Annotated in this window: 22 protein-coding genes; 19 read left to right on the top strand and 3 right to left on the bottom strand. The window is 44.2% G+C overall.

Features of this window, described 5'->3' with window-relative positions:
- Nucleotides 1-32 precede the first annotated feature (32 nt).
- The 10 genes from AB3114_RS06445 (at nucleotide 33) to AB3114_RS06490 (ending at nucleotide 10923) form a co-directional block, all read left to right on the top strand.
- Entirely contained in the window at nucleotides 33-596 is a 564-nt protein-coding gene (locus AB3114_RS06445; RefSeq protein ID WP_367342438.1) for a peroxiredoxin, read from the top strand.
- Nucleotides 597-670: 74 nt separating this feature from the next.
- Nucleotides 671-2335 (top strand): FAD-dependent oxidoreductase, encoded by a 1665-nt coding sequence (locus AB3114_RS06450; RefSeq protein WP_367342439.1) that lies wholly within the window; start codon nucleotides 671-673, stop codon nucleotides 2333-2335.
- Nucleotides 2336-2525: 190 nt separating this feature from the next.
- Nucleotides 2526-3890 (top strand): glycoside hydrolase family 1 protein, encoded by a 1365-nt coding sequence (locus AB3114_RS06455; protein WP_367342465.1) that lies wholly within the window; start codon nucleotides 2526-2528, stop codon nucleotides 3888-3890.
- Nucleotides 3890-5353 (top strand): PTS sugar transporter subunit IIC, encoded by a 1464-nt coding sequence (locus AB3114_RS06460; RefSeq protein WP_367342440.1) that lies wholly within the window; start codon nucleotides 3890-3892, stop codon nucleotides 5351-5353. Before AB3114_RS06455 ends, AB3114_RS06460 begins: the two co-directional genes overlap by 1 nt.
- 105 nt (nucleotides 5354-5458) lie before the next feature.
- On the top strand, nucleotides 5459-6412 hold the full coding sequence (locus tag AB3114_RS06465) for an ROK family protein (protein WP_367342441.1): 954 nt from the start codon (nucleotides 5459-5461) through the stop codon (nucleotides 6410-6412).
- Nucleotides 6413-6418: 6 nt separating this feature from the next.
- Nucleotides 6419-7135 carry a GntR family transcriptional regulator gene (locus tag AB3114_RS06470; protein ID WP_367342442.1) on the top strand — a complete coding sequence of 239 codons (717 nt, stop codon included), beginning with the start codon at nucleotides 6419-6421 and terminating at the stop codon, nucleotides 7133-7135.
- A gap of 30 nt (nucleotides 7136-7165) precedes the next feature.
- Nucleotides 7166-8137, top strand: coding sequence for a mannose-6-phosphate isomerase, class I (gene manA, locus AB3114_RS06475; RefSeq protein WP_367342443.1), 972 nt, complete (start codon nucleotides 7166-7168; stop codon nucleotides 8135-8137).
- Nucleotides 8138-8309: 172 nt separating this feature from the next.
- Nucleotides 8310-9671: a glucose-6-phosphate isomerase gene (locus AB3114_RS06480; RefSeq protein ID WP_367342444.1), complete on the top strand. Its 1362-nt coding sequence runs from the start codon at nucleotides 8310-8312 to the stop codon at nucleotides 9669-9671.
- A 109-nt stretch (nucleotides 9672-9780) separates the two neighbouring features.
- Nucleotides 9781-9999 (top strand): hypothetical protein, encoded by a 219-nt coding sequence (locus AB3114_RS06485; protein WP_367342445.1) that lies wholly within the window; start codon nucleotides 9781-9783, stop codon nucleotides 9997-9999.
- 15 nt (nucleotides 10000-10014) lie between these two features.
- Nucleotides 10015-10923, top strand: a complete 909-nt coding sequence (locus AB3114_RS06490; protein ID WP_367342446.1) for a DMT family transporter — start codon at nucleotides 10015-10017, stop codon at nucleotides 10921-10923.
- A 34-nt stretch (nucleotides 10924-10957) separates the two neighbouring features.
- Here the strand turns inward: AB3114_RS06490 and AB3114_RS06495 are convergent, their stop codons facing one another.
- Entirely contained in the window at nucleotides 10958-11773 is an 816-nt protein-coding gene (locus tag AB3114_RS06495) for a matrixin family metalloprotease (protein WP_367342447.1), read from the bottom strand.
- A gap of 93 nt (nucleotides 11774-11866) precedes the next feature.
- Here AB3114_RS06495 and AB3114_RS06500 point away from each other — a divergent pair, with 93 nt between their 5' ends.
- Both AB3114_RS06500 and AB3114_RS06505 read left to right on the top strand, forming a co-directional pair.
- Nucleotides 11867-12184, top strand: a complete 318-nt coding sequence (locus AB3114_RS06500) for an acetyl-CoA carboxylase (RefSeq protein WP_367342448.1) — start codon at nucleotides 11867-11869, stop codon at nucleotides 12182-12184.
- 97 nt (nucleotides 12185-12281) lie between these two features.
- Nucleotides 12282-13592 (top strand): LCP family protein, encoded by a 1311-nt coding sequence (locus tag AB3114_RS06505; protein WP_367342449.1) that lies wholly within the window; start codon nucleotides 12282-12284, stop codon nucleotides 13590-13592.
- A 60-nt stretch (nucleotides 13593-13652) separates the two neighbouring features.
- On the opposite strand, the gene AB3114_RS06510 is transcribed toward AB3114_RS06505, so the two are convergent.
- Complete coding sequence (locus AB3114_RS06510) at nucleotides 13653-14360, bottom strand: MucBP domain-containing protein (RefSeq protein WP_367342450.1); 708 nt, start codon at nucleotides 14358-14360, stop codon at nucleotides 13653-13655.
- 161 nt (nucleotides 14361-14521) lie between these two features.
- Nucleotides 14522-16756, bottom strand: a complete 2235-nt coding sequence (locus AB3114_RS06515; protein ID WP_367342451.1) for an AAA family ATPase — start codon at nucleotides 16754-16756, stop codon at nucleotides 14522-14524.
- Nucleotides 16757-16977: 221 nt separating this feature from the next.
- Here AB3114_RS06515 and AB3114_RS06520 point away from each other — a divergent pair, with 221 nt between their 5' ends.
- The 7 genes from AB3114_RS06520 (at nucleotide 16978) to AB3114_RS06550 (ending at nucleotide 22962) form a co-directional block, all read left to right on the top strand.
- Nucleotides 16978-17154, top strand: coding sequence for a hypothetical protein (locus AB3114_RS06520; RefSeq protein ID WP_367342452.1), 177 nt, complete (start codon nucleotides 16978-16980; stop codon nucleotides 17152-17154).
- Nucleotides 17155-17283: 129 nt separating this feature from the next.
- Nucleotides 17284-17550: a phosphocarrier protein HPr gene (locus AB3114_RS06525; protein WP_367342453.1), complete on the top strand. Its 267-nt coding sequence runs from the start codon at nucleotides 17284-17286 to the stop codon at nucleotides 17548-17550.
- 3 nt (nucleotides 17551-17553) lie between these two features.
- Entirely contained in the window at nucleotides 17554-19284 is a 1731-nt protein-coding gene (ptsP, locus tag AB3114_RS06530; RefSeq protein WP_367342454.1) for a phosphoenolpyruvate--protein phosphotransferase, read from the top strand.
- 147 nt (nucleotides 19285-19431) lie between these two features.
- Nucleotides 19432-20646, top strand: a complete 1215-nt coding sequence (locus AB3114_RS06535) for a glycosyltransferase family 4 protein (protein ID WP_367342455.1) — start codon at nucleotides 19432-19434, stop codon at nucleotides 20644-20646.
- Entirely contained in the window at nucleotides 20646-21680 is a 1035-nt protein-coding gene (locus tag AB3114_RS06540) for a glycosyltransferase family 4 protein (protein ID WP_367342456.1), read from the top strand. The genes AB3114_RS06535 and AB3114_RS06540 overlap by 1 nt, the downstream gene beginning before the upstream one ends.
- On the top strand, nucleotides 21673-22698 hold the full coding sequence (locus AB3114_RS06545) for a YbhN family protein (protein WP_367342457.1): 1026 nt from the start codon (nucleotides 21673-21675) through the stop codon (nucleotides 22696-22698). Before AB3114_RS06540 ends, AB3114_RS06545 begins: the two co-directional genes overlap by 8 nt.
- 12 nt (nucleotides 22699-22710) lie before the next feature.
- A complete protein-coding gene (locus AB3114_RS06550) occupies nucleotides 22711-22962 on the top strand; it encodes a DUF1797 family protein (protein ID WP_367342458.1) in 252 nt (83 codons plus the stop codon).
- Nucleotides 22963-23194 lie beyond the last annotated feature (232 nt).

Consider the following 23194-nt stretch of genomic DNA (forward strand, 5'->3'; position numbering starts at 1 on the left):
GATAATCATTCTAAATAAGGAGAGGATATAAGATGAACTTTATCGATCACGAAATTGATGATTTTCAAACTGCTGCTTACCAAGACGGTGAAATCAAGCAGGTCAAGAAGTCAGACTTGTTAGGCCACTGGAGCATCATCTTCTTCTACCCAGAAGACTTTACTTTTGTTTGCCCAACTGAACTAGAAGCATTACAAGATAACTATAAAGAATTTAAGGATGCTGACGCTGAAGTTTACTCTGTATCAGAGGATGACGAATACGTCCACCAAGCATGGGCTAAGGCTTCCGAAAAGATCGGCAAGATTAAGTACCCAATGCTTTCTGACCGCAATGGTAAGTTAGCTCGTCAATTTGATGTGCTGGATGAAGAATCAGGCAACGCCTTCCGTGCTGTCTTCATCATCGACCCTGATGGCAAGGTTCAGTCATATACCATCAACAACATGGGCGTTGGCCGTTCTGCAGACGAAATTCTGCGGACTCTCCAAGCTGCTAAGTTCGTTCGCGAACACGGTGACCGTGTTTGCCCTGCAAACTGGAAGCCGGGCGATGACACCATCAAGCCAAGCCTGGACCTTGTTGGTAAGCTTTAATTTAATCGTTGCCGTTTATATGTTAGGCAGTCGGTATCGAATGCCGGCTGCTTTTTTTAACTGGAGGAATTACGATGGCAGAGAAAGAACATATTTATGATGTTGCGATTATCGGTGCTGGTCCAGCTGGTTTATCAGCTGGAATTTACGCCGGACGTGCTACCCTCGACACTTTGATTTTGGAAGGTGACAATGTCGGTGGCCAGGTCACGACGACGTCCGTTGTTTACAACTATCCAGCCGTTGAAAAAGTCGATGGTACGGCTTTGATGAATAAGATGCAGCAGCAGGTGGCTGATTTTGGGGTCAAAATTGACCATGATCAGGTAACTAAATTTGACTTTGATGGTGACGTCAAGAAGCTGACCACTAAGAGTGGCAAGACTTATCTGGCACGTGCGGTCATCATTGCCACTGGTGCTAATCCACGGAAAGTCGGCTTTAAAGGTGAAGATGAATTTCGTGGTCGCGGGGTTGCCTATTGCTCGACCTGTGATGGTGAACTCTTTAGTGGTCTGCAAATCTTCGTTGTCGGCGGAGGTTATGCCGCTGCCGAAGAAGCTGACTACCTGACTCGCTTTGGCAAGCACGTCACCGTCTTAGTGCGTGCTGATCGTTTCCACTGCCCATCCCTGATTGCTGCCCGCGCTTTAAATAACCCGAAAGTTTCGGTGAAGTACAATACCGAATTGGAAAGCGTTAGTGGGGATGATTACGTCCAGGAAGCAACGCTGGTTAATAACAAGAGCGGTGAAAAGACTGTGTACCACGTCGACGATGGTGACCAAACCTTTGGTGTCTTTGTCTATGTTGGCACTGTGCCGGCTACTAAGTCATTGAAGGGACTGGTTGACATGGACGACCGGGGTTACATTAAGACCGATGAAAATTGTGCCACTAACGTTAAGGGTGTCTATGCTGCTGGTGATGTGATCGTCAAGCCGCTACGTCAGATCATTACTGCTGCTGCCGACGGGGCCACAGCTGCTACTGCCGCAGAGAAATACGTTACTGCCCAGAAGCAACGCCTCGGCATTCCAATCCATGAAAATAAGACTCAACCAGCCCAGACGGTCGGGCAGACTTCTAGTGTTGCAACCTCTGATGACAGTTCAGTTACTAAGCACGAAGGTAAATGGCTCAGTGATGACATCGTCAAGCAATTAAACGTTGTCTTTGGTCGTCTGAAGAAAGACGTCACCCTGGAATTATTGGAGGATGGCTCCCAGAAGAGTCAGGAACTGGAGAGCTTTATCGATGAAGTAGCTTCCTACAGTGACAAACTAACGGTGAAGAAAGGCCAAGCAGCTAGTGATGACTACTTGCCACAGTTGCGGTTAATCGTCGATGGCCAGGATACTGGTTTGCATTATGCGGGCATCCCAACAGGGCATGAAATGAGTTCATTGGTTCTTGGTATCTACAATGTCGGTAGTGCCGGACAACAAGTGGACCCATCCTTGGTTGAACGGATTAAGGCTTTGCCAGCAACGAAGATTCAGATTGGTGTATCGCTGACCTGCCATTTCTGCCCAGACGTAGTAGCAGCTTGTCAGCGGATGGCCTCACTGAATCCGAAGGTAAGCGCAACAATGATTGACTTAGCAGATTATCCTCAGCTGCGCAAAGAAAAGAAGGTCATGAGTGTTCCGGCAACGATGGTCAATGGCGGGCCAGTTATCTTTGGCAGTCAGAGCCTCGAACAACTTTTGAGTGCTTGTGAAAAGGCTGCTAAGTAAACCGAATTAACAATATTAACGATTGAGTTCGTGAGTTTTCACGAACTCTTTTTTTATGCCCCCTTATTTTAAAAACATGTTTTTTAATTTAAAAAAGAGTTGTTTTTTACCAAAAAGTGTTGTACATTAATGATGTCGAAAGCGCTTTCGAACAACTGCTAGGAGGTAATTAAACGTGACTGTACGCAAGATGCCAGACGGTTTTTTCTGGGGTAATTCAGTCTCAAGCATGCAGACCGAAGGAGCCTGGAATGAGGATGGAAAGGGATTATCAGTTTATGATGTCCGCCATGCCACACCAACCACCACGGATTGGCACGTTGCCATTGATGAATATCACCGCTATGACGAAGACCTTGATTTGATGAAGGGTATGAATATGAACATGTACCGGATTCAGATTTCTTGGTCACGGGTTTGCCCAAATGGGGATGGACAATTTAATAAGAAAGGCATTGCCTTTTATGATCGTCTAATCAACGCAATGATCGATCGTGGTATCACTCCAATGATCTGCTTATATCACTTTGACATGCCGCTGCACCTTGCAGAACAGTATAACGGTTTTATGTCACGGCACGTGATGGAAGCCTTTATCCGTTTTGGCAAAAAGATGGTGGATCACTTTGGTGACCGTGTGAAGTACTGGATAACATTTAATGAACATAACCTGTACTTCCAAGATGAAGTCTTTAACATCGCCGGCTATCAAAAGGGTGATAAGACCATTTCTGATATGTACACGATTTTTCATCACACGATGCTCGCTCATGCCGAAATTGAGGAGTACGCCCATGAAAAAGTTAGTGACATTTACTTTGGGGGAATGATCGCTTACACGCCCGTTTATCCTGCGACGTCCAAGCCAATTGACGTTGCCGCTGCCCGGAAGGTCAATGAATTTGAGTACGACAACTTAGCTGAGGCCTTTGTCAATGGCCACTACAGCAACGAAGTCCAGACATATATCAGCAATCATAAGATTAATTATGACTACCAAGACGGCGACAACGAGATTTTGGCAAAGATGCACGCTGATTTCCTGGCGTTCAGCTACTACCAATCGACAACGCTGAATGCGGATAAGGTGCCAGCAGATGCCGCTCCTAACCGTTACCTTAATTATGGGATGGAAGCTAACCGCTTCGTTAAGCATACAGAATGGGGCTGGAATATTGATCCGACTGGTTTCCGGACAATTATCACCCATCTCTATAATCGTTATGGTGTTCCAGCTTTCCCGATTGAAAACGGAATTGGGATTCACGAGCAATGGGATGGCAAACACCAGATTGAAGATGATGAGCGGATTGCCTACCACCGTGAACACATCAAGGCCATGAAGGATGCGATGTTTATCGACGGTGCCAAGGTGATCGGGTATCTAGGTTGGGGATTAATTGATATCCCGAGTTCACATGCTGACTTCAATAAGCGTTACGGGGCTGTCTACGTTAACCGCACCAACCACGACTTGCGCGATTTGAAGCGGGTTCCAAAGAAATCTTACTACTGGTTTAAGCAAGTATTTGCTAACAATGGAGATGAATTATAATGGCTGAAGACACAGGTTCAACGAGCAAGGTTGGGCAATTTGTTAATAACAAAATCTTGCCCCCTGTAATGAAGTTCGTTAATACGAAGGCAATTAAGGCCCTGCAAAATGGGATGGTTTATGCACTTCCATTTATCATCATTGGGTCCGTCTTCTTAATTTTCTCAAATATTCCAGTTCCTGCTATTGCAAAGGCAATGACGGATTCAGGCTGGGCAGCATTCTTTAGCCAAGCCTACAACGCTACTTTTAACATTCTTTCAATGTGGGCCGTTGTTGGGATTGCTTATGTTTACGTGCAGAATGAGGGCTTTGAACCGTTACCGGCTGGTTTGACTGCATTGTCTTCATTCTTGATGCTGCAGTTTCTACAGATTGACAACCCCGTTAAAACCGCGATGAAGGAAGGAGTTAAAAATACTGCCGGTACGGTAGTTATGAAGTCTTCTGTTGTAACTGCCAACGTTGACAAATTGCCGCATGCTATTCAGACCTTGATGAAGGCACCAGTTACCGGTTGCATTAACATCACTTGGTTAGGCGGCCAGGGGATGGTTGCTGCTATCATTATCGGTCTGCTGGTCGGTTGGTCATACTCATCCATGCTGCGTCATGGTTGGAAGATTTCACTGCCAGAACAGGTTCCAGCTGCTGTTGCTAACCAATTCTCCGCAATGATTCCAGCTGCTGTTGATTTAATTGCTTCCATGTTGATTTTTGCTATCATTAAGACTTTCCTTCACACCGACATGCTGCAACTGATCTACAAATTGCTCGAAATGCCAATGCAGGGTATCTCTGACTCACTAGGTGGTGCCATCGTCATTGGCCTGGCAGTTTCATTCTTCTGGTTCTTCGGTGTCCACGGTGGTTTGATTGTTGGTGCTATTGCCGGAGCGTTCTTAATTCCTAACACCGCTGCTAACGCTGCTTTGTACCACGCTGGTAAGTTAACCCTGGCTAGTGGTGCCCACATTATTACCAACGAATTCTACAACAACTTTATTAACCTGACTGGTTCAGGGATTACGATTGGTCTGGTTGTCTTTACCCTGGTTGCTGCCCGGTCCGCACAGATGAAGTCAATCGGTAAATTGGAGCTGATTCCTGCCATCTTCAACATCAACGAGCCATTCCTGTTCGGTATGCCGATGGTGATGAACCCATTCCTGGCCATTCCGTTCTTCCTGACTCCACTGATCGTGGCCGTTTCTACTTACGCAGTCATTTACTTCCAGATTGTGCCACCACTGAATGGTGTGGCTGCACCGTGGACGACACCAGCCGTCATTTCCGGATTCTTGATCGGTGGTTGGAAGATGGCTATCTGGCAATTCTGTACGCTAGTCATCTCAACCCTGGTTTACTGGCCATTTGCTAAGCGCTATGACAACTACCTGTACAAGAAGGAACAGGCTAAGTTGGCTGATGAACAAAAGAGTGGCGACAAGGCTGCTGATTAGGTCAGTCTGATGAATAGTCATTGAACCAAATAAAGGCTAGGACTCTTTCCCAGCCTTTATTGTGGTTTGAATGTAATGTAACGAAAAATGTGAGGAGTGATGATCGTGACCAAGCTACTAGTTGTGGATCTTGGGGGAACAGCAATTAAGTTGGGATATTGGCAAAGCGGTATCTTGACGAAGCTATCACCAGTTCCCACACCATCTACTTTAGATGGCTATTACCAAGCTCTAGTCGATGCCAAGCAACAAGTTGAACAAAGATATGGTGCCGTTGATGGGGTTGCCATTTCTTCTCCAGGTGCGGTGAACCAAAAGACTGGCATTATCGGTGGGGCTAGCGCAATCCCCTATATCCATAATTTTCCGATTTGTCAAGCCCTCGAAGAGCACTTGGCTGTCCCCGTCACGATTGAAAATGATGCCAACTGTGCAGGATTAGCTGAATGCCAATTTGGTGCTGGTCGTGATGGCGATAGTATGTTGATGCTGGTTATCGGTAGCGGCATTGGTGGCGCGGTCATCTTCAATAATCACATTTGGCACGGAGCTCATTTGTCCGGTGGTGAGTTTGGCTATATGATGGCTCAGCATCCAGCCAGCAATGGCTTGACTTTGTCTAATATGTGTTCGCCCGTTGCAATGGCAAAAAACTTCAGCCAACAAGTGGGACGTCACTATAGTGGCAAAGAAGTATTTGATTTAGCAGTTGATGGCAACGCAAGTGCCCAGGCCGCAGTTCATGTTCTGATAAGTAACTTAGCATCTGTTATCTATAATTTACAATATAGCTTTGACCCTGATAGAATTGTTATTGGAGGTGGCGTTTCGCGCAATCCGCATCTTTTGCCGATGCTGGATCAAGCCGGAAACGCTATCCGTGAAAGAATTACTGCCAATGAGTTAAAGGTCAACGGCACCAAGTTTGATTTGATCCGTCCAGACCTTGCCGTAAGTCAATTCCATGCTGATGGCAATTTACTGGGGGCGTTAGTCAATTATTATCAGATGCGTGGCTTGTCGGAAGGAGAACTCAAACAAATACCGGAAGTCAGATGAAATTTCATGAAGAAGTATCAGTATGTTGCAGAAAAAATTAGACAACGGATTGAAGATGGGACGTATCCGCCAAAACAGTTGATTCCGAATCAGATCGAGCTGGCCAAGGAATTTGGCGTCAGCAAGATTACTGTTAAGAATGCCCTAGACCATTTGGCTAGGGCGGGGATGGTATACAAAAAGTCAGGTTTAGGTACTTATGTTCGCGACGTTTCGGCGCTGGTCAATGAACACGATGCACCTGCCAACGCCTTTAACGGCTTATACCGGCAAATGGGTGCCAAACACATTACGAGCAAAGTGATCAAATTTGAAGTGTCATTTCCCAGTGAACAAATTGCCAAAAATTTGGGGATCGCCAAGAATGAACCGGTCTATGAGATTATTAGGCTGCGTTTGATGGACAAGAAGCCATTTATTTTGGAGCACACTTTTATGCCTGTTCGTCTTGTACCTAATTTGACAGATGATATTTTGCACAAGTCAATCTATCATTATATTCACCATAAACTTCACTTGCATTTTGGCGGTGCTTACCGGAAAATCCATGCTGCAAAGGCAACTGATTATGATATTCAATACCTTGGAGCGCAAACAGACACACCAATGCTGGAAATTGAACAAGTGGTGTGGTTGACAACGGGGACTAATATTGAATATTCTACCAGTCGTAACTTGTATGATACTCGTGGTTACACCGTTGTTGATTTGAATGAAAATTAAATCATAGAGAGATAGGAGTTATTTGAGATTATGTCAGAACCATTTTTCCTTAAGCCTGTATTTCACGAAAAGATTTGGGGTGGCCGCAAGTTAGCTACTGACTTTGGCTACGATTTACCAGATGGCAAAATTGGCGAATGCTGGGCAATTTCTGGTCACCCGCATGGGCCTTCCTTTATTGAAAACGGTCAATTTGCTGGTCAAAAATTGGCTGATGTTTATGTCCAGCACCCCGACTTATTTGGTAAGCCGACTTCAAAGGTTTTTCCTCTCTTAACTAAGATCTTGGATGCTGAAGCCAGCTTGTCTGTTCAGGTACATCCTGACGATGAGTACGCATTGAAGCACGAACACGATTTAGGAAAGACTGAATGTTGGTACATCATCAATGCTGAACCAGGTGCTTACCTGACTTATGGTCATACGGCCAAAACACGTGAACAGCTCAAGGAAATGATCGATAACCATGAATGGGATAAGTTGCTCGGCAAGTTGCCGGTTAAGACAGGCGATTTTGTCTATGTTCCATCCGGTACCATTCATGCTTTGAACAAGGGAATCGAAGCGCTGGAAACTCAACAGAGTTCAGACACGACCTACCGTCTGTACGACTATGATCGGGTAGATAAGAAGACAGGCAAGAAGCGTGACTTACACATCAAGCAATCAATTGACGTGACGACGGTACCGTTTAAGATGCCCGAATTGAACACTTCAGTTAAGCACATCGGCAATAACACGGTGACGACTTTCATCGAACCACCAAAGTCGAAGTTCTTCTCAGTTTACAAGTGGGACGTCAATGACGAACTGACACTTCAACGCGGTGACCGTGCTTACATGCTAGCTAGCGTGATCACAGGTGAAGGTACTTTAACCATTGATGGTAAAGATTACCCACTGCACCGTGGTGTTCACTTCTTGATGCCACACGATGTTGACGAATGGACACTGAAGGGTAAGATTATGTTGATTGCATCGACGCCACACAGTCGGATTTAATCAAATAATTTTTTAATTAAATAACCTTTTTGATGACGGCAAAGTAAGCCAATATTGCGCTTGAAAGCGCTGCGCAAACGTATGCACAAAGTTGAAAAAACTTGGTGTATTCGATATGATAGGTGCGGTATTGAATTACTATGCCGTTTTTTTGGAAAGGAACGTGAAATTAATGGCTAAGGTTTCATTAGACAGTAGTGCTCTGAAACGTTTCGTGGGCAAACACGAACTGGCTCAGATGCAAACAATGGTTAATGCAGTTGACAAGGATTTGCGTAACGGCACTGGTGCCGGCAATGACTTCACTGGTTGGCTGCATTTACCAACCCAATACGACAAGGACGAATTTGCCCGGATCAAGAAGGCTGCTAAGAAGATTCAGTCTGACTCTCAAGTCCTCGTTGTTATTGGTATCGGTGGTTCATACTTAGGTGCCCGGATGGCTGTTGACTTCCTGCACAACACCTTCTATGAAGCACAGGATGCTAAAGACCGCAAGGCACCTCTGGTTGTCTTTGCTGGTAACTCCATCAGCTCTACTTACGTTCACGACTTAGTTCAGTTAGTTGGTGACAAGGACTTCTCAATTAACATCATTTCCAAGTCTGGTACCACTACTGAACCATCAATCGCCTTCCGTGTATTCAAGAAGAAGCTGATTGACAAGTATGGTCTGGAAGAAGCTAACAAGCGTATTTACGCTACTACTGACAAGGCTCGTGGTGCCCTGAAGAAGGAAGCCGACGCCAACGGTTACGAAAGCTTCATTATTCCTGACAACATCGGTGGCCGTTACTCAGTTCTGACTCCAGTGGGTCTGCTGCCAATCGCCGTTTCTGGTGGAGACATCGACCAACTGATGGCTGGTGCTGCTGATGCCGAAAAGGAACTCGACAACACTGACTTAAACACTAACCCTGCTTACCAGTACGCTGCTTACCGTAACATTCTGTACCGGAAGGGTTACACTACTGAACTGATCGAAAACTACGAACCAAACCTGAAGAACTTTGCCGAATGGTGGAAGCAATTGGTTGGTGAATCTGGTGGTAAGGACAACAAGGGTATCTTCCCAGCTAGCGCTAACTTCACCACTGACCTGCACTCATTTGGTCAATACATTCAAGAAGGTCGTCGTAACCTGATTGAAACTGTTCTGAAGCTGGACAAGCCTAACTACGATGTTGAAATCCCTGCTGAAGATGACAACCTCGATGGCCTGGGCTACCTTGAAGGCAAGACCATGGACTGGGCAAACACTAAGGCTTACCAAGCCGTTGTAGCTGCCCACAACGATGGTGGTGTTCCGGTAATGTCTGTTCACCTTCCAGATGAAACGGCTCACACTCTTGGTTACGCAATTTACTTCTTCGAAGTAGCTATTGCTATTTCCGGTTACCTGAACGGTGTTAACCCATTCAACCAACCAGGTGTTGAAGCATACAAGGTTAACATGTTTGGTCTGCTGGGCAAGCCAGGATTTGAAGAAATCGGTGACAAGCTTCGTAAGTCCATGAAGGAAAACGAAGACTAGTTTATTCCAATAAAACAAAAGCGACGCTAAATGGCGCCGCTTTTTTTGTGTGCAATTCGTGATAGAATTAACAGCATAAACAATTTGTGGATAAGCGAGTGAAATCATTATGGATAATCAATCACAGAAGAAGATCTTAAAACGTGAAGCTCAACGCATCATGAAACAAGTGGTAATTGGCGCGGTAATCACTATCGTCATGGCAATTTTACAAGTTTTGAATATTTTACCCTTTATCAAATACGTAACTGCTTTCTGCGGTATTTACACCTTAGTAATGGTGGGGACATGGCTGAACCTAACGCTGAGGTTGCATCGTCTGCAATAAAGGGAGGTATCGTTGATGGAACGGCGCAAAAGGGTAATTTGGACGATTATCGGAATCATTTGTTGTACATTTTGGGGAATTTCTGGATTATGTGCCAAAGCCCTTTTTAACCTGGACCATTCGATCAATGCACTTTGGCTGTCTCAAGTGCGGATGGTGTGCGCAGGTTTGTTCCTCTTGGGATTGTCGGTAGTAACGAGCAAGGGACCCTTAAAAGTGTGGCACAGCCGTCAATCAGGCGCTACAGTTATTTTATACGCACTGTTGGGAATCATTCCGGTGCAGTTCTGTTATTTTGAGGCGGTGCAGTTAGGCAACGCTTCGATTGCTACGATTCTGCAATTCATTGGACCGTTTTTTATCTTGGCTTACCAAGCCATTTTTCAACATCAACCGTTAGAGAGATTTCAAATGATCAGCGCCTTGGTCGCTTTCCTGGGTGTCGTTTTGCTGGCCACCCACGGGCATTTCAATGAATTAGCTATCTCTGGGGCAGTTTTATTCTGGGGTATTTGTTCTGCTATTGGCGATACAACGACGGTGCTCGCTCCATCCACAATGATTCGTCGGGGATTCCCAGCAATGGTTGTTACTGGTTGGGGGATGTTTATTGCTGGTCTTTGTTTAATGGTTATTCATCCAGCATTTACGGTGATGCCCACGGGAATGCAAGCTTGGGCATTGATTGCATTCGTAGTAATCTTTGGGACCATCTTGCCATTCCAGTTATTTAGTAGCGCTTTACGCTACGTTCCAGCATCTACGGCCGGCTTTTTAGATGCTTTTGAGCCGTTAGCGGCTACTATCGGGTCAGTATGGTTATTTCATTTACAGTTGATGCCGATGGACTGGTTGGGCAGTATTCTGGTTGTATTGGCTGTGCTATCACTTAGCTTTGTACCAAAGAAAAGTCAAATTAAATAAAGGGTTGCGGCGCATTTGAGCCACAACCCTTTATTTATTGTTGTTGATCATTATTTCCTTGGTTACCACTGTTTTGGTTGCCATTATTAGTTGTTGGCGGTTCGGAAACAGTTTGCTTGCCGCTGCCATTAGGCTTCTCGTTGTACAACTGATTAACGTGATTAATATCTTCTTGTTGAATCGTGTACATGGATCCCGCTGGCTGCATTACGGAGACATCATTTGTGTGGTTGAGTCCAATAGCATGTCCAAGCTCGTGTTCCGCTGTATTGACGATTCGATCAGTGCCATATCCATAGTTAGGATCTAGTAAATAACCGGCGTTGATGGTGACGTCTGCATGGACAAAGTAACCGGTCATCGCATTGCTTTCGACAGTAGTCAGGCCAGCACTGCCATTATTGGGATCATCATTGGTGTGAAAGTAAACATCTGCTTTGGATTTATCGTGGGTTTGTTTAAACGTAAACGCTCCAGTGTCATTCCATCTTTTGATTGCAGTTTCAGCGGCTTGGTAAAGAGTCGGGTTATTGATGGAAACATAGACCGTAGCGGTGCGTTTAGGCCAGCGCCCTTCGCCACTGACTTTAGTTTTTGACTGACTAACCTGGCGGCTGCTGCTGTTATTGCTTTGAGCAGACGAATTATTGGTTGATCCTAGGCCCCACTGGGTAGTCAGTTGATTGACCTTGGCCATCGCAACAGTGGCTACGTTATTGACATTATTTTGGAATGTCGGGGAATTGTGATAGCCATAGATGAAACCAGCAAAGATGGCTAGGTAAACCAAGAAATGCAGAAAAGATCGATTTTTGATATGGGTCGACCACCTTTGAAATTTGCTTGCCATTATATTACTCGGATGTCTATTAACAGTCCAGAATTTTTACTTAATCGAACAAATGTTCTAGTACTATGATATAATAACTTCGAGGTGGTTGCAATGCCCAGTAATGTTTTGCTAACCCCGGATAAGGAAACAAGAATTATTACCGATCGCGCACTTCATAAATTTGCTTATCACCAACACGTTAGATATCGTTTGCTAGTGGTCAATGATTATTATAATCATCAATACAATTTCTTTTTAGAATGGCACAGACCAGCTGAACGCAGTCGCTCGATTCCGCTGCATTCGCTTCACAACTATGATTTGGCTTATTTACGACGGGTTTTATTGTTGGTGCAAACTGATGTCGGTTTTTCTGTATCATTTCGCGATTTTGCGCGATCGGCTATAAATCTATTACAGAAAAGTTAAATAATAGCCATTAAATTGACTATCGTCTGCGATTTTGCTAACTTATAGGGAGCTGATTATTTTAGAAAATCAATCTTAAAACAATGAGGGTTGTGTAATGGTTAAACACGAAACGCGAGAACAATATCGCGAACGGATTCAAGAAGATATTGACCAGCAAGTCAACCGGACTGAGAGCTACAATCGTAGTTCAACGGCACGTCATAATTACATCGGTGGTAATAGTGATGGTGGCAATGGTGGTAACGACAATAACGGTAATAACAACTGGCACCCGCACCGTACGGGGGGATGGTTGAAAGCCTTTATCCTGCTGATTGTCCTAATCATCGTTGGTGCCGGTGGTTGGGAATACCACAAGATTCACAGTACCGCTAAGGGTGTGTTTGGTGCCAAGAGTGGCAAGATTGATCCGAAGCTTAAGAAAGGTGAGCCTATTTCAGTGCTCTTAATGGGTACTGATGTCGGAGCATTGAACCGGGGCAATAAGGGTGGTAATACGGATACTCTCGAACTGATGACGATCAATCCGAAAAAGCAGAGTATCTCAATGACCAGTATTCCTCGTGATACTTTGGTTAAGGTTAATACTAGTGAAGGTGCTGATTACGTTAAGATTAACGCGGCATATTCACTGGGTGGCCCGAAACAAACTTGCAAGCAGGTATCCGAATTATTAAACGTTCCCGTTAATTACTATGCCGTAATCAATATGGGTGTTTTAAAGAAAGTTGTTAATGCTGTCGGTGGTGTGGATGTTAATAACCCGTTTGCCTTCACTTATGAAGGTCACCACTTTAAGAAGGGGAAGCAACACCTTGATGGTGAAAATGCTTTGAAATTCTCCCGGATGCGTTACAGCGACCCGAATAATGACTACGGACGTCAAAAGCGTCAACAGCAAATCATGGCTGATGTCATCACCAAGTTCAAGAAGAGTGGTTCTGTAACTGCAGTTAACAAGATCTTGGATGCGGTGAAGGATGGCGTGAAGACTAATGTGCCGATCGATAACGTTGCTATCTTGTATGCTAACTACCATGCAGCGATGAACAACGTTTCTAAGTATCATTTCCAAGGACAAGATGCCACAATTGAGGGTGTATCTTTCCAGATTGCTTCACCAAAAGAAATCAATCGTGTATCCAAACTGGTTCGTGCACAGCTGGGATTGCCTTATGAAAAGGTTCATAACAACGAAACGCGGATGTATCATGACCAACATGGTTATAATGGAGTTACTAATACTGATTTCAAACTGCCAGATGGCGCTGAATACAACGTTCCCGGCAGTGCTGGCAGTCATCGAAGCTCATCGTCAAAATCAGATGATGCAAGCTCTGCCGTGACCTCTGATAGTAATGATATGACGAGCGGAATTGATGGCAGCTTGGGCATTCAATACTAAATAAAAACCATTCAGAATGTGTTTTAGCCACAATCTGAATGGTTTTATTTTTGCTAAATGCTAAATTAGCTTAACATAAGCGGCGTTAACATAGCCTTGGCCTTGCATATGATACCATTTAACACCGTTTTCATCGTCCAGTTCACTTATTAACTGTAGTTTAGTGCCATTGCTTACGTGGTCCAGAACTTCACCATATGGATTGGCGTAGACCGGCAATTCGATGCCCCTTACATAGTCAACCAGGCCAGTTCTATTGAGGTCAGATTCCGCCAGTTGAGCCGTTTTTGGCTTACCATCATCGTTATTTTTTGGGAATGGCTGGTCGACTAGTTCCATGTCGCGGTCTTTAAACTGGACCCACTGGTCGCTGCCAATTTCATACCAAAACTCGCGAGTGTAGGTGGCGACGCGTTTGAATGATTTGATAATGATCCCTGCAGGAATGGGTTGGCCGACTGGAATACCGTCGACTTCGTCAAAAGGTTGAACGGGGTTTTTGATGCGCAGGAAAAGGCCAATCGTCTGGACTTCTCCCCAGTCTTTATGGCGATAGTAGAGTTTAATAGTATGCTGCTGCATATCAAAATGGCCACTGAGTTCGCCTTCCGCTTTCATGTAGCGATATTTGTTAATTTTTGGTGGCTGAACTTGGTATTCTGAATCTAAGAAGCCACGCAATAGCTTGGGAATTTGCAGGTTTTCACCAGTGTCGAGATCAATGAAATAGACCCAGATGGGGGTACCTGTTTTAAAAGCGCGATCCATACATCTTCACTCCTCAATAAATTGGATAATTAATTTAAGTATACAGCTACTGGCTAGAGTAAGTGACAATTTGATGATTTTATTAAGAAAGATTAAGGCTTTTCCTAATAAAAAAACTTGCGAGGTGAATTCCCCGCAAGTTATGAACTATCTCTTTAACTTTAGTCTTCAGTCTTGGTTGGTGTGGTTGTTCCGCTTTCTGCAGGGACTGCACTGATGACTTCAATGTTGCCATCCTTGTCCAAGTGGGCGGCCAGTTGATGAACGTCGTTGTTGTCCAAAACGAAGTCGGCAATCCGGTCTTCGATCTGTTCCTGAATGGTCCGACGCAACGGACGAGCACCCATCTTTGGATCGTAACCGAGGTCAACTAACTTCTTCTTGACGTCTTCGTCAACGGTGAGACTCAGCTTCTTAGCTTTCAGCATGTCGTTAACGTCATCCAGCATCAGGTCGACGATCTTCATCAGGTTGTCCTTAGTCAGAGGGTTGAACTCAACGATGTCATCGAAACGGTTCAAGAATTCTGGCTTGAAGTAGTTGGTCAACTTATCCATGACGGAGTGGGTTTGACCGCTAGCTTCTGGACCAAAACCGATGTTGCCTTCGGTATCACCAGTTCCGGCGTTTGAAGTCATGATGATGATGGTGTTCTTGAAGCTGACCGTCCGACCCTGAGAGTCCGTCAGACGACCATCATCCAGAATTTGCAGGAACATGTGCATTACGTCTGGGTGGGCCTTTTCAACTTCGTCCAGCAGGATCAGGCTGTAAGGGTGACGACGAACTTGTTCAGTCAGTTGACCAGGTTCGTCATAACCGATGTAACCAGGAGCAGCACCGATCAGTTTAGAAGTAGATTCCTTTTCCATGTATTCACTCATGTCAAAGCGAATCATAGAATCCTTGGAACCAAACAGAATCTTAGCCAATTGCTTAGCAGTTTCGGTCTTACCAACACCAGTTGGTCCGACAAAGAGGAAACTACCAATTGGCCGGTTATTCTGATTCAGACCAACCCGGTTACGACGGATAGCCCGAGCCACTTTATCAACCGCTTGATCTTGGCCGATAATCCGCTTTTCCAGCGTCTTATCGAGGTCACGCAACTGGTTTTGCTCCTGCTTGACAAGGTCGCCAACCGGAATACCAGTCATGTCTTCGATGACGTTTTGAATGTCCTCACGGGTGACGGTGGCGATGCCCTCAGCATGCTTTTGTTCTGCTTCCTTTTTAGCCTTGTTCAATTGGGTGACTTGGTCGCGGTAGTAAGCAGCCTTTTCGTAGTCCTGATTTTCAACAGCTTGTTGCTTGTGAGCTTCAGCTGTGTGAATGTCGTTTTCAATGGCATTCGGATCAGATGATTTCAGGGTTAAGTTCTTCCGTGAACCCGCTTCATCCATCAGGTCAATAGCCTTGTCTGGCAGGAAACGATCTTGAATGTAGCGGTCAGACAATTCAGCAGCAGCCTTAATGGCATCATCGGTGTACTTTACGTGGTGGTAATCCTGGTAACGATCTTTGATCCCGTTCAAAATCTTAATCGTTTGGTCGACGGATGGTTCATCGACCTGAACTGGTTGGAACCGCCGTGCTAAGGCAGCGTCCTTTTCAATCTTACGGTATTCGTTCAAAGTCGTTGCACCGATCAATTGGAAGTCACCACGGGCTAAGGCTGGCTTCAAGACGTTACCAGCGTCCATGCCACCTTCGGCATTGCCGGCACCCATGATTTCGTGAATTTCATCGATAAACAGGATGACGTTCTTGTTCTTCCTTACCTCTTGCATTAACTGTTGCATCCGTTGCTCAAACTGACCACGGATACCAGTGCCTTGAACAAGTGAAACCACGTCAAGACGGATGATTTCCTTGTTGCGCAGCTTGTCCGGTACTTGACCAGAAACGATGGATTGGGCCAAGCCTTCAACGACAGCCGTCTTACCAACACCGGCTTCACCGATTAAAACTGGGTTGTTCTTAGTCCGCCGGTTGAGGATTTCGATAACTCGGGCCGTTTCCTTGTCACGACCGATGACTGGGTCGATTTTACCTTGGCGAGCCATTTCGGTCAGGTTAATTCCGTATTGACCAAGCAAGCCTTTACCGTTACGTCCGCCGTTACCGCCTTGACGTTGACCACGGGCCCGGTTAGCACCCATGTTTTGGTTGGCAGCTTGGTTTTGCATGTTGTTCATTGCGTTCATAAAGTCTTCCATGTTTGAGAAGCCGAATGGATTATCCATATTATTGCCTCCATTTCCCATCATATTTGTTTGCATATTTTGTAATTTTTGATAGCAGTCCTGACAGAGGTCCACCTGCATGCGCTGGCCATTGAGGTTCATCTGGAGATGAATAGTGGCCGGATTTTTATGACAAAATTGGCAAAGCATTTGCATCCTCCTTTGTTAGCAGGTCAATTAAAATTAGTTTGACCTTTCTTGACTAATGACTACATTATAACGACTTTTGAATGGAACGCAAGGCTTCCGACTTAAATTTTAGCACTCAACTGCTAAGAATGCTAAAAATGTCTGATGCATGTGCCCCTATATATGAAGTGAAGTCGTGCTAAAATATATAAATACTAAGAATGTATAAGGAGTTTTCAGCAGTGAGTGAAGATTTTCACCAAAAATTAGAGGATTTGCGTTTGAAAAAAATCGATAGTTTTACGGTGACACCAGATAATTTCATGGAATTTCAGCGGATCTTCCATGACTATGAATACCGGACCCAAATTGAAGGCGATGCGGGACGAAAGGGAATCATTACATATCACCGGCACTAAAATTTATTAATAATTTGGAAGCGTTTGCTAAGAAGCTTGTAATTAGACCGCGTTATTGGTAGTATAATAAATGGTAATGTGATTGGTTATATCGCTAATTACAAAATAGCTGCAAGGAGAATGATTATAATGGAAAAACGCGAATATACTATTGTTGCCGAAACTGGTGTTCATGCACGTCCAGCAACCATTTTGGTTCAGACTGCTTCAAAGTTTAACTCAGATGTTAACCTGTCATACAATGGCAAGAGCGTTAACTTGAAGTCAATCATGGGTGTTATGTCACTCGGTGTCGGCAAGAACGCCGACGTTACCATTACTGCCGAAGGTGACGACGAATCAGACGCCATCAAGGCAATTGATGAAACTATGCACAAGGAAGGTTTGGCTGATTAATTAATGAAAGTTCTCAACGGATTAGCGGCCAGCGGTGGCTATGCTATCGCTCCGGCTTATTTGTTGGGTTCAGTTCATTTTACCGTTACCAAACATCATAGTAATGATCAGAATCATGAGGTCCAACGGCTTCATGATTCTTTTGCTATTACGCGTGATGAAATCAAAAAGCTTCAACAGCAAGCACACCTTAACCTTGGACGGCAAGCGGCCACGGTAATGGACATTGAAGTTGACATTATGGCGGACCAGGAATTTTATCAAGAAATTCAGGATCTTATTACGCTGAGCCATTATACGGCAGAATGGGCTGTTGCCCAGCAAAGCGAACATTATCAAGAGTTGTTTAAAAAAATGAATAATAATGACTACTTGCGTCAACGGGCAACGGCCGTTACCGAGGTTCGCCAACGTTTGTTAAGTCATCTTTTGAAGAAGCCCTTGCCAGACGCTACAAAACTCAATCATCCTGCGATTGTCGTGGCTGCCAGCATTACCCCTAATGATATGGTCAATTTTAATGATCATGTCCGGGGACTCATTACAGATAACGGTGGGCCAACATCGCATTTTGCGATTATGTCACAACAGCTGCGTATCCCCACTGTTGTTGGGGCGGGGGATGCAACTGCTCAGATTAAAAACGGTGATCAAATTATCGTTGATGGGGTGCATGGCAAAGTGATCATCGCGCCAGATCAAAAAACAATTGATCATTATCAACGCTTGGCTGGGCAATATGCTCAAGAAATGCAACGTTATGGTGCATTGCGTGAAAAACGAACAATTAGTCGGGATGGTCATCACTTTGTGGTCGCTGCTAATATTGAAATGCCCGATGAAGCTGCACCATCGCTTGAGGATGGCGCTGAAGGTGTTGGCTTATTGCGAACAGAGTTCCTTTACATGCATAGCGCGGAGCTGCCTGATGAGGAACGACAATTTAAGGCTTATAAGCAAGTATTGACGGCGATGCCTGATCAAAAGGTAGTCATGCGAACCTTAGATATCGGTGGCGATAAACGTTTGGGAACCTTGCGCTTGCCGAATGAAACCAATCCGTTTCTTGGGTTCCGGGCTATTCGAATTGGTTTGAAAGATACCCAGATTTTGCGAACACAGGTCAGAGCTATGCTACGGGCTTCTGCCTATGGACGTCTCGCTATTATGTTTCCGTTAGTGTCCACCCTCGATGAATTTGAAGAGGCACGGTCCATCGTAGATGATGAAAAACGTAACTTGATTCATCAGGGTGTTAAGGTGGCTGATGATATCCAAATTGGCATGATGGTCGAGGTGCCTTCAGCTGTGATGATGGCCGATCAATTGGCGCGTGAAGCTGATTTCTTCAGTATTGGTTCGAATGATCTTATCCAATATATGTTTGCGGCGGACCGGGGTAACCGGCGGGTTTCTTACCTGTATAACGGGATGCATCCGGCAATTCTGCGTTCTATTAAACGAACGATTGACGCGGCTCACGCTGAAGGAAAGTGGGTTGGTCTTTGTGGCGAATTAGCTGCTAACAAACTAGCCGTTCCACTTCTTGTAGCAATGGGGTTGGATGAATTTTCAATGACCAGTAGCAAAGTTACTGGCGTCCGGTCACTGATTAAACAGCTTGAAAAACGGCAGCTTCAACCGTTGTTGCACCAAGCTTTGGCAGCCACTGATGCTGAAACAGTAGGAAAATTAGTGAAAGCACAAGTTCCTGCTTTGCGCGATTTCGAATAAGAAATTTTGCCTTGTTAATTGGTCAAAGCCAATTTTCAAGGCTTTTTTAAATCTGCTGTCTCAACTTGCGTCACTTTGGCAACCAGGTTAGAATAAATGAGATTATGTGGCAATCGAACGGATTGTGAAATAAAGGGGTATTTTGCTTTGAACATCGGTTTGTTTACAGATACATACTTCCCTCAGGTCAGTGGGGTTGCAACTTCAATTAAAACGCTGCGTGACGAGTTGGTAGCACAGGGACATCACGTATATATCTTTACGACTACTGATCCGCTTTCCAACCCGGAATATGATCGTCGTGAAAACATTTACCGGTTTCATAGTATTCCCTTTGTTTCTTTTACTGAACGACGGATTGCTCTAACTGGTTGGCTGAAAATTTTACGTTTAGCTAAAAAACTGAATTTAGACATTGTCCATAACCAAACAGAATTCTCTTTGGGATTGATGGGCAAGGAGGCTGCTCGAGAAATGGGCATCCCGGTCGTCCACACCTACCACACGATGTATAGTGATTACTTACACTACATTGCTAACGGTAAAATTCTGAAACCAAAAGACGTTGCTAAACTGGTCAAGCTTTACATGAAGGGCGTCACCGGCGTGATTGCGCCGAGTGACCGGGTGCTGGATGCTTTGCATGATTATGGAGTTAGTGCACCCATTGAGGTTATTCCCACTGGGGTAAACCTGACAATGTATCAGAAGCAGTGCTCGGATGGGGAACTCCGGCATTTGCGTCAGCGACTTGGTTTTAGTGATAAGACACCTGTCCTACTGGCGTTGAGCCGTTTGGCTTATGAAAAAAATATCCATGAAATCATCGAAGCTTTACCTGATATTTTGGCTAAACGACCAGATGCCCGTTTAGTTATTGTCGGTGATGGACCTGCACGTCAAACTCTTGAACGCCAGGTTAGTGCCATGGATTTGAATCAATATGTCCAGTTTACTGGAACAGTACCTAACGAAGATGTTCATCTTTATTATCAGATGGCCAATGTCTTAGTGTCTGCTTCTGATACTGAGACACAGGGATTAACTTATATCGAGGCGCTAGCTTCTGGCTTGCCAATTGTCGTTATGCGTAGTCCTTATACTGACCAGTTAATTGATGATCCGGCTATTGGCCGCAGTTTTCAAAAACGTTCTGATTTAGTTTCAAGTGTCATTTACTACTTAAACCATCCTAATACCAAAGAAGGCGAAGCAAAGCGTCAAGAAAAACTGCATAATATTTCGTCAGAGGTTTTTGGCCGTCGGGTGACTGATTTTTATCGTCAGTGCCAACAAATATACCGTCATAACCGCATAAACAAGCGGCGTCATAACTTGTTTGGTGTAATCAGGAGGCCATAATGTTAAAAATAACGATGTATTCTTCAGCAGATAAAGTGGCCGGCCAGGGGGTAGGTAGTGCCTACATTGAGCTTGTCAGAATGTTGAGACGCAATTTTGCTGGTGAATTTGATATCAAAATTAACTCTTATCGTCAGAGTCAGATCAGTCACTACCATACGATTGATCTGCCTTTTTACTTTTCGACTTTTTCCAAAAAACGCGGCCGTAAAATCGGTTATGTGCATTTTTTGCCAGAGACACTGGAAGGTAGTTTGAAGATTCCGCAACCTTTCCGTTCCATCTTTTATAAATATGTTATTGCCTTTTATAAGCGGATGGATCACTTAGTAGTTGTCAATCCATCTTTTATTCCAAAACTAGAGGCTTATGGAATCGCTAGGGATGATATAACTTACATTCCGAATTTTGTCGATAGTGATAATTTTCATCCAGTTGATGATCAGGAAAAAATACGGCTACGGAAAAAATACCATCTTGCTGAAAACAGCTTTGTTGTTTTAGGAAGTGGACAGATTCAGGAAAGGAAAGGAGTTCCTGATTTTATCCGTCTGGCTCGTCAGAATCCTGATATTCAATTTATTTGGGCTGGTGGCTTTTCTTTTGGCATGATTACTGATGGATATCGGGAATTAAAGAAGGTGGTTGACAATCCACCGAAGAATCTCTGGTTTCCGGGAATCGTCAGTCGCAAGGAGATTAACGAATTGAACAATGTGGCTGATTTATTTTTACTGCCATCGTTTAACGAACTTTTTCCCATGTCAGTCCTTGAAGCATTTGGTAGTGGAACACCTGTGATGCTTCGTGATCTTTCTTTGTATCATTCAATTATTGCTGGTGACTACGAACCAGCGAAGGATGTTACTGAAATGCAGAACAAGCTTAGGCTTTTGAAGGATAATCGGCATGCTCTATCTGCTTTGCGACAAAAAGCGGCCCAAGCAAGTGCCAAGTATTCCAAAGAACATCTAGCAAAAATATGGCATCGTTTTTACATTGAACAGGCACAAGTGGGGATGAATCATGACTAGAAAAAACTGGTGGATTTTCATTTTAATGCTGCTCCTCGGTGGGGGCATTTTTGCGTATTCGATGCGTGGACAGAATTTACATGAGTTAGTTCATAATCTCGGCCATCTAGAATGGCAATGGATGATTGTGGCAATTTTTTGTATTGTCATGTACTTGTTGTTGGAAGGCGTCGTCGTTAAGATCTTCATGCACGATCGCTACCCGGACTTCACGTGGAAAGATGCTTTAAGGATTCCTCCCATTGAACAGCTTGGTAACGGGATCACGCCATTTTCAACTGGAGGACAGCCGGCTCAGTTAGTGGCTTTGCTTCAGTCGGGAGTAGACGGGGGACGTGCTAGCTCAGTTTTGTTGATGAAATTCGTCGTGTTTCAATCGATGATCGTCATTAACTTCTTAGTCAGTTTAATCATCGGGTTTCACTACATTGCTGAGAAAGTACACGCTCTTTCACTACTGGTTTTGTTTGGCTTTCTCATCCACTTGTCGGTTATTATTGCTCTGTTGATGGTGATGTACTGGTATGGGTTTACCAAAAGAATAACTAATTTAGTAGTGAAGCCATTGCGTTTCTTTATGAAAAGGGAACGGTACCATAAGATGATTGTCAGTCTTAACAGCAAGATTGATAGCTTTTATCACGAAAGTTTGAAGATGAAGCGGGAATACCGGAAATTAGCTAAAGTATGCTTAGTTACACTTTGCCAATTGCTGTTTTACTATGCTATTCCCTTTTTCATCATGCTTGCGTTAGGTGTACATGGTCTCAATTTTGTGATGGTGATGAGTCTTCATGTATTGATTTTTATGATTATTTCTCTTTTCCCGATACCTGGTGGCACGGGAGGAGCGGAGTATAGTTTCTCTGTTCTCTTTTCGAGTTTTATTCACTCAAGCTCTAAGCTGTTGCTAGCAATGATCATTTGGCGCCTGTTGACTTATTATTTTGGGATGTTTGCTGGAATTTTTTGCATGATGATTAGGCCCGACAAGGTAAAAAGCATAGAAAACAAATAAGGAGGGTGTGTGATGACTGATCAATCTGAACTGGTGAGAATTGTGAAACGACTTGAGGCGATGCGCGATGATCGCTCAGGAAATCGCCAGTGTCGAACTTTTTCGATGTTTGGCGTTCCTGTCTGCGATGTCACTTATTTGCAGGATGAGGGTATATATGTCTTGGTCCAACTTGATGATCGTGAGCGTTATCGCTTTGATAAGATGGACTTAGCTGCCATTGAGATTTACCGTTGCCTATATGATTTTCAAGAAAGTTTCTAATTAGTGGTTGACGCCTAAATAGATTCTTGGTATATTTATTTGTGCTGTGTTGCGTTGCTCTTCAAAAGAGTTTCAAAAAACAGCTTGACAGATTTAAACAATCTGGTACAATTTAGAAGTTGTCAATTTGCTGATTCATTTCAGCAGTCAAAAATTAATCAAATTAGTTCTTGACATTCAATTTGACAGCTAGTATAATTTGAAATTGCTGAGCTTCTTGCTTAGCTGTTTC

Source organism: Limosilactobacillus sp., from assembly GCF_040772465.1.
Taxonomy (GTDB): domain Bacteria; phylum Bacillota; class Bacilli; order Lactobacillales; family Lactobacillaceae; genus Limosilactobacillus.

Coding starts and splice junctions, on each gene's coding strand:
- AB3114_RS06515 (WP_367342451.1), bottom strand. CDS start 16,756: ATGCTTTGCCAATTTTGTCATAAAAATCCGGCCACTATTCATCTCCAG.
- AB3114_RS06480 (WP_367342444.1), top strand. CDS start 8,310: ATGGCTAAGGTTTCATTAGACAGTAGTGCTCTGAAACGTTTCGTGGGC.
- AB3114_RS06455 (WP_367342465.1), top strand. CDS start 2,526: ATGCCAGACGGTTTTTTCTGGGGTAATTCAGTCTCAAGCATGCAGACC.
- AB3114_RS06500 (WP_367342448.1), top strand. CDS start 11,867: ATGCCCAGTAATGTTTTGCTAACCCCGGATAAGGAAACAAGAATTATT.
- AB3114_RS06510 (WP_367342450.1), bottom strand. CDS start 14,360: ATGGATCGCGCTTTTAAAACAGGTACCCCCATCTGGGTCTATTTCATT.
- AB3114_RS06540 (WP_367342456.1), top strand. CDS start 20,646: ATGTTAAAAATAACGATGTATTCTTCAGCAGATAAAGTGGCCGGCCAG.
- AB3114_RS06445 (WP_367342438.1), top strand. CDS start 33: ATGAACTTTATCGATCACGAAATTGATGATTTTCAAACTGCTGCTTAC.
- AB3114_RS06505 (WP_367342449.1), top strand. CDS start 12,282: ATGGTTAAACACGAAACGCGAGAACAATATCGCGAACGGATTCAAGAA.
- AB3114_RS06460 (WP_367342440.1), top strand. CDS start 3,890: ATGGCTGAAGACACAGGTTCAACGAGCAAGGTTGGGCAATTTGTTAAT.
- AB3114_RS06545 (WP_367342457.1), top strand. CDS start 21,673: ATGACTAGAAAAAACTGGTGGATTTTCATTTTAATGCTGCTCCTCGGT.
- AB3114_RS06450 (WP_367342439.1), top strand. CDS start 671: ATGGCAGAGAAAGAACATATTTATGATGTTGCGATTATCGGTGCTGGT.
- AB3114_RS06485 (WP_367342445.1), top strand. CDS start 9,781: ATGGATAATCAATCACAGAAGAAGATCTTAAAACGTGAAGCTCAACGC.
- AB3114_RS06550 (WP_367342458.1), top strand. CDS start 22,711: ATGACTGATCAATCTGAACTGGTGAGAATTGTGAAACGACTTGAGGCG.
- ptsP (WP_367342454.1), top strand. CDS start 17,554: ATGAAAGTTCTCAACGGATTAGCGGCCAGCGGTGGCTATGCTATCGCT.
- manA (WP_367342443.1), top strand. CDS start 7,166: ATGTCAGAACCATTTTTCCTTAAGCCTGTATTTCACGAAAAGATTTGG.
- AB3114_RS06495 (WP_367342447.1), bottom strand. CDS start 11,773: ATGGCAAGCAAATTTCAAAGGTGGTCGACCCATATCAAAAATCGATCT.
- AB3114_RS06525 (WP_367342453.1), top strand. CDS start 17,284: ATGGAAAAACGCGAATATACTATTGTTGCCGAAACTGGTGTTCATGCA.
- AB3114_RS06490 (WP_367342446.1), top strand. CDS start 10,015: ATGGAACGGCGCAAAAGGGTAATTTGGACGATTATCGGAATCATTTGT.
- AB3114_RS06470 (WP_367342442.1), top strand. CDS start 6,419: ATGAAGAAGTATCAGTATGTTGCAGAAAAAATTAGACAACGGATTGAA.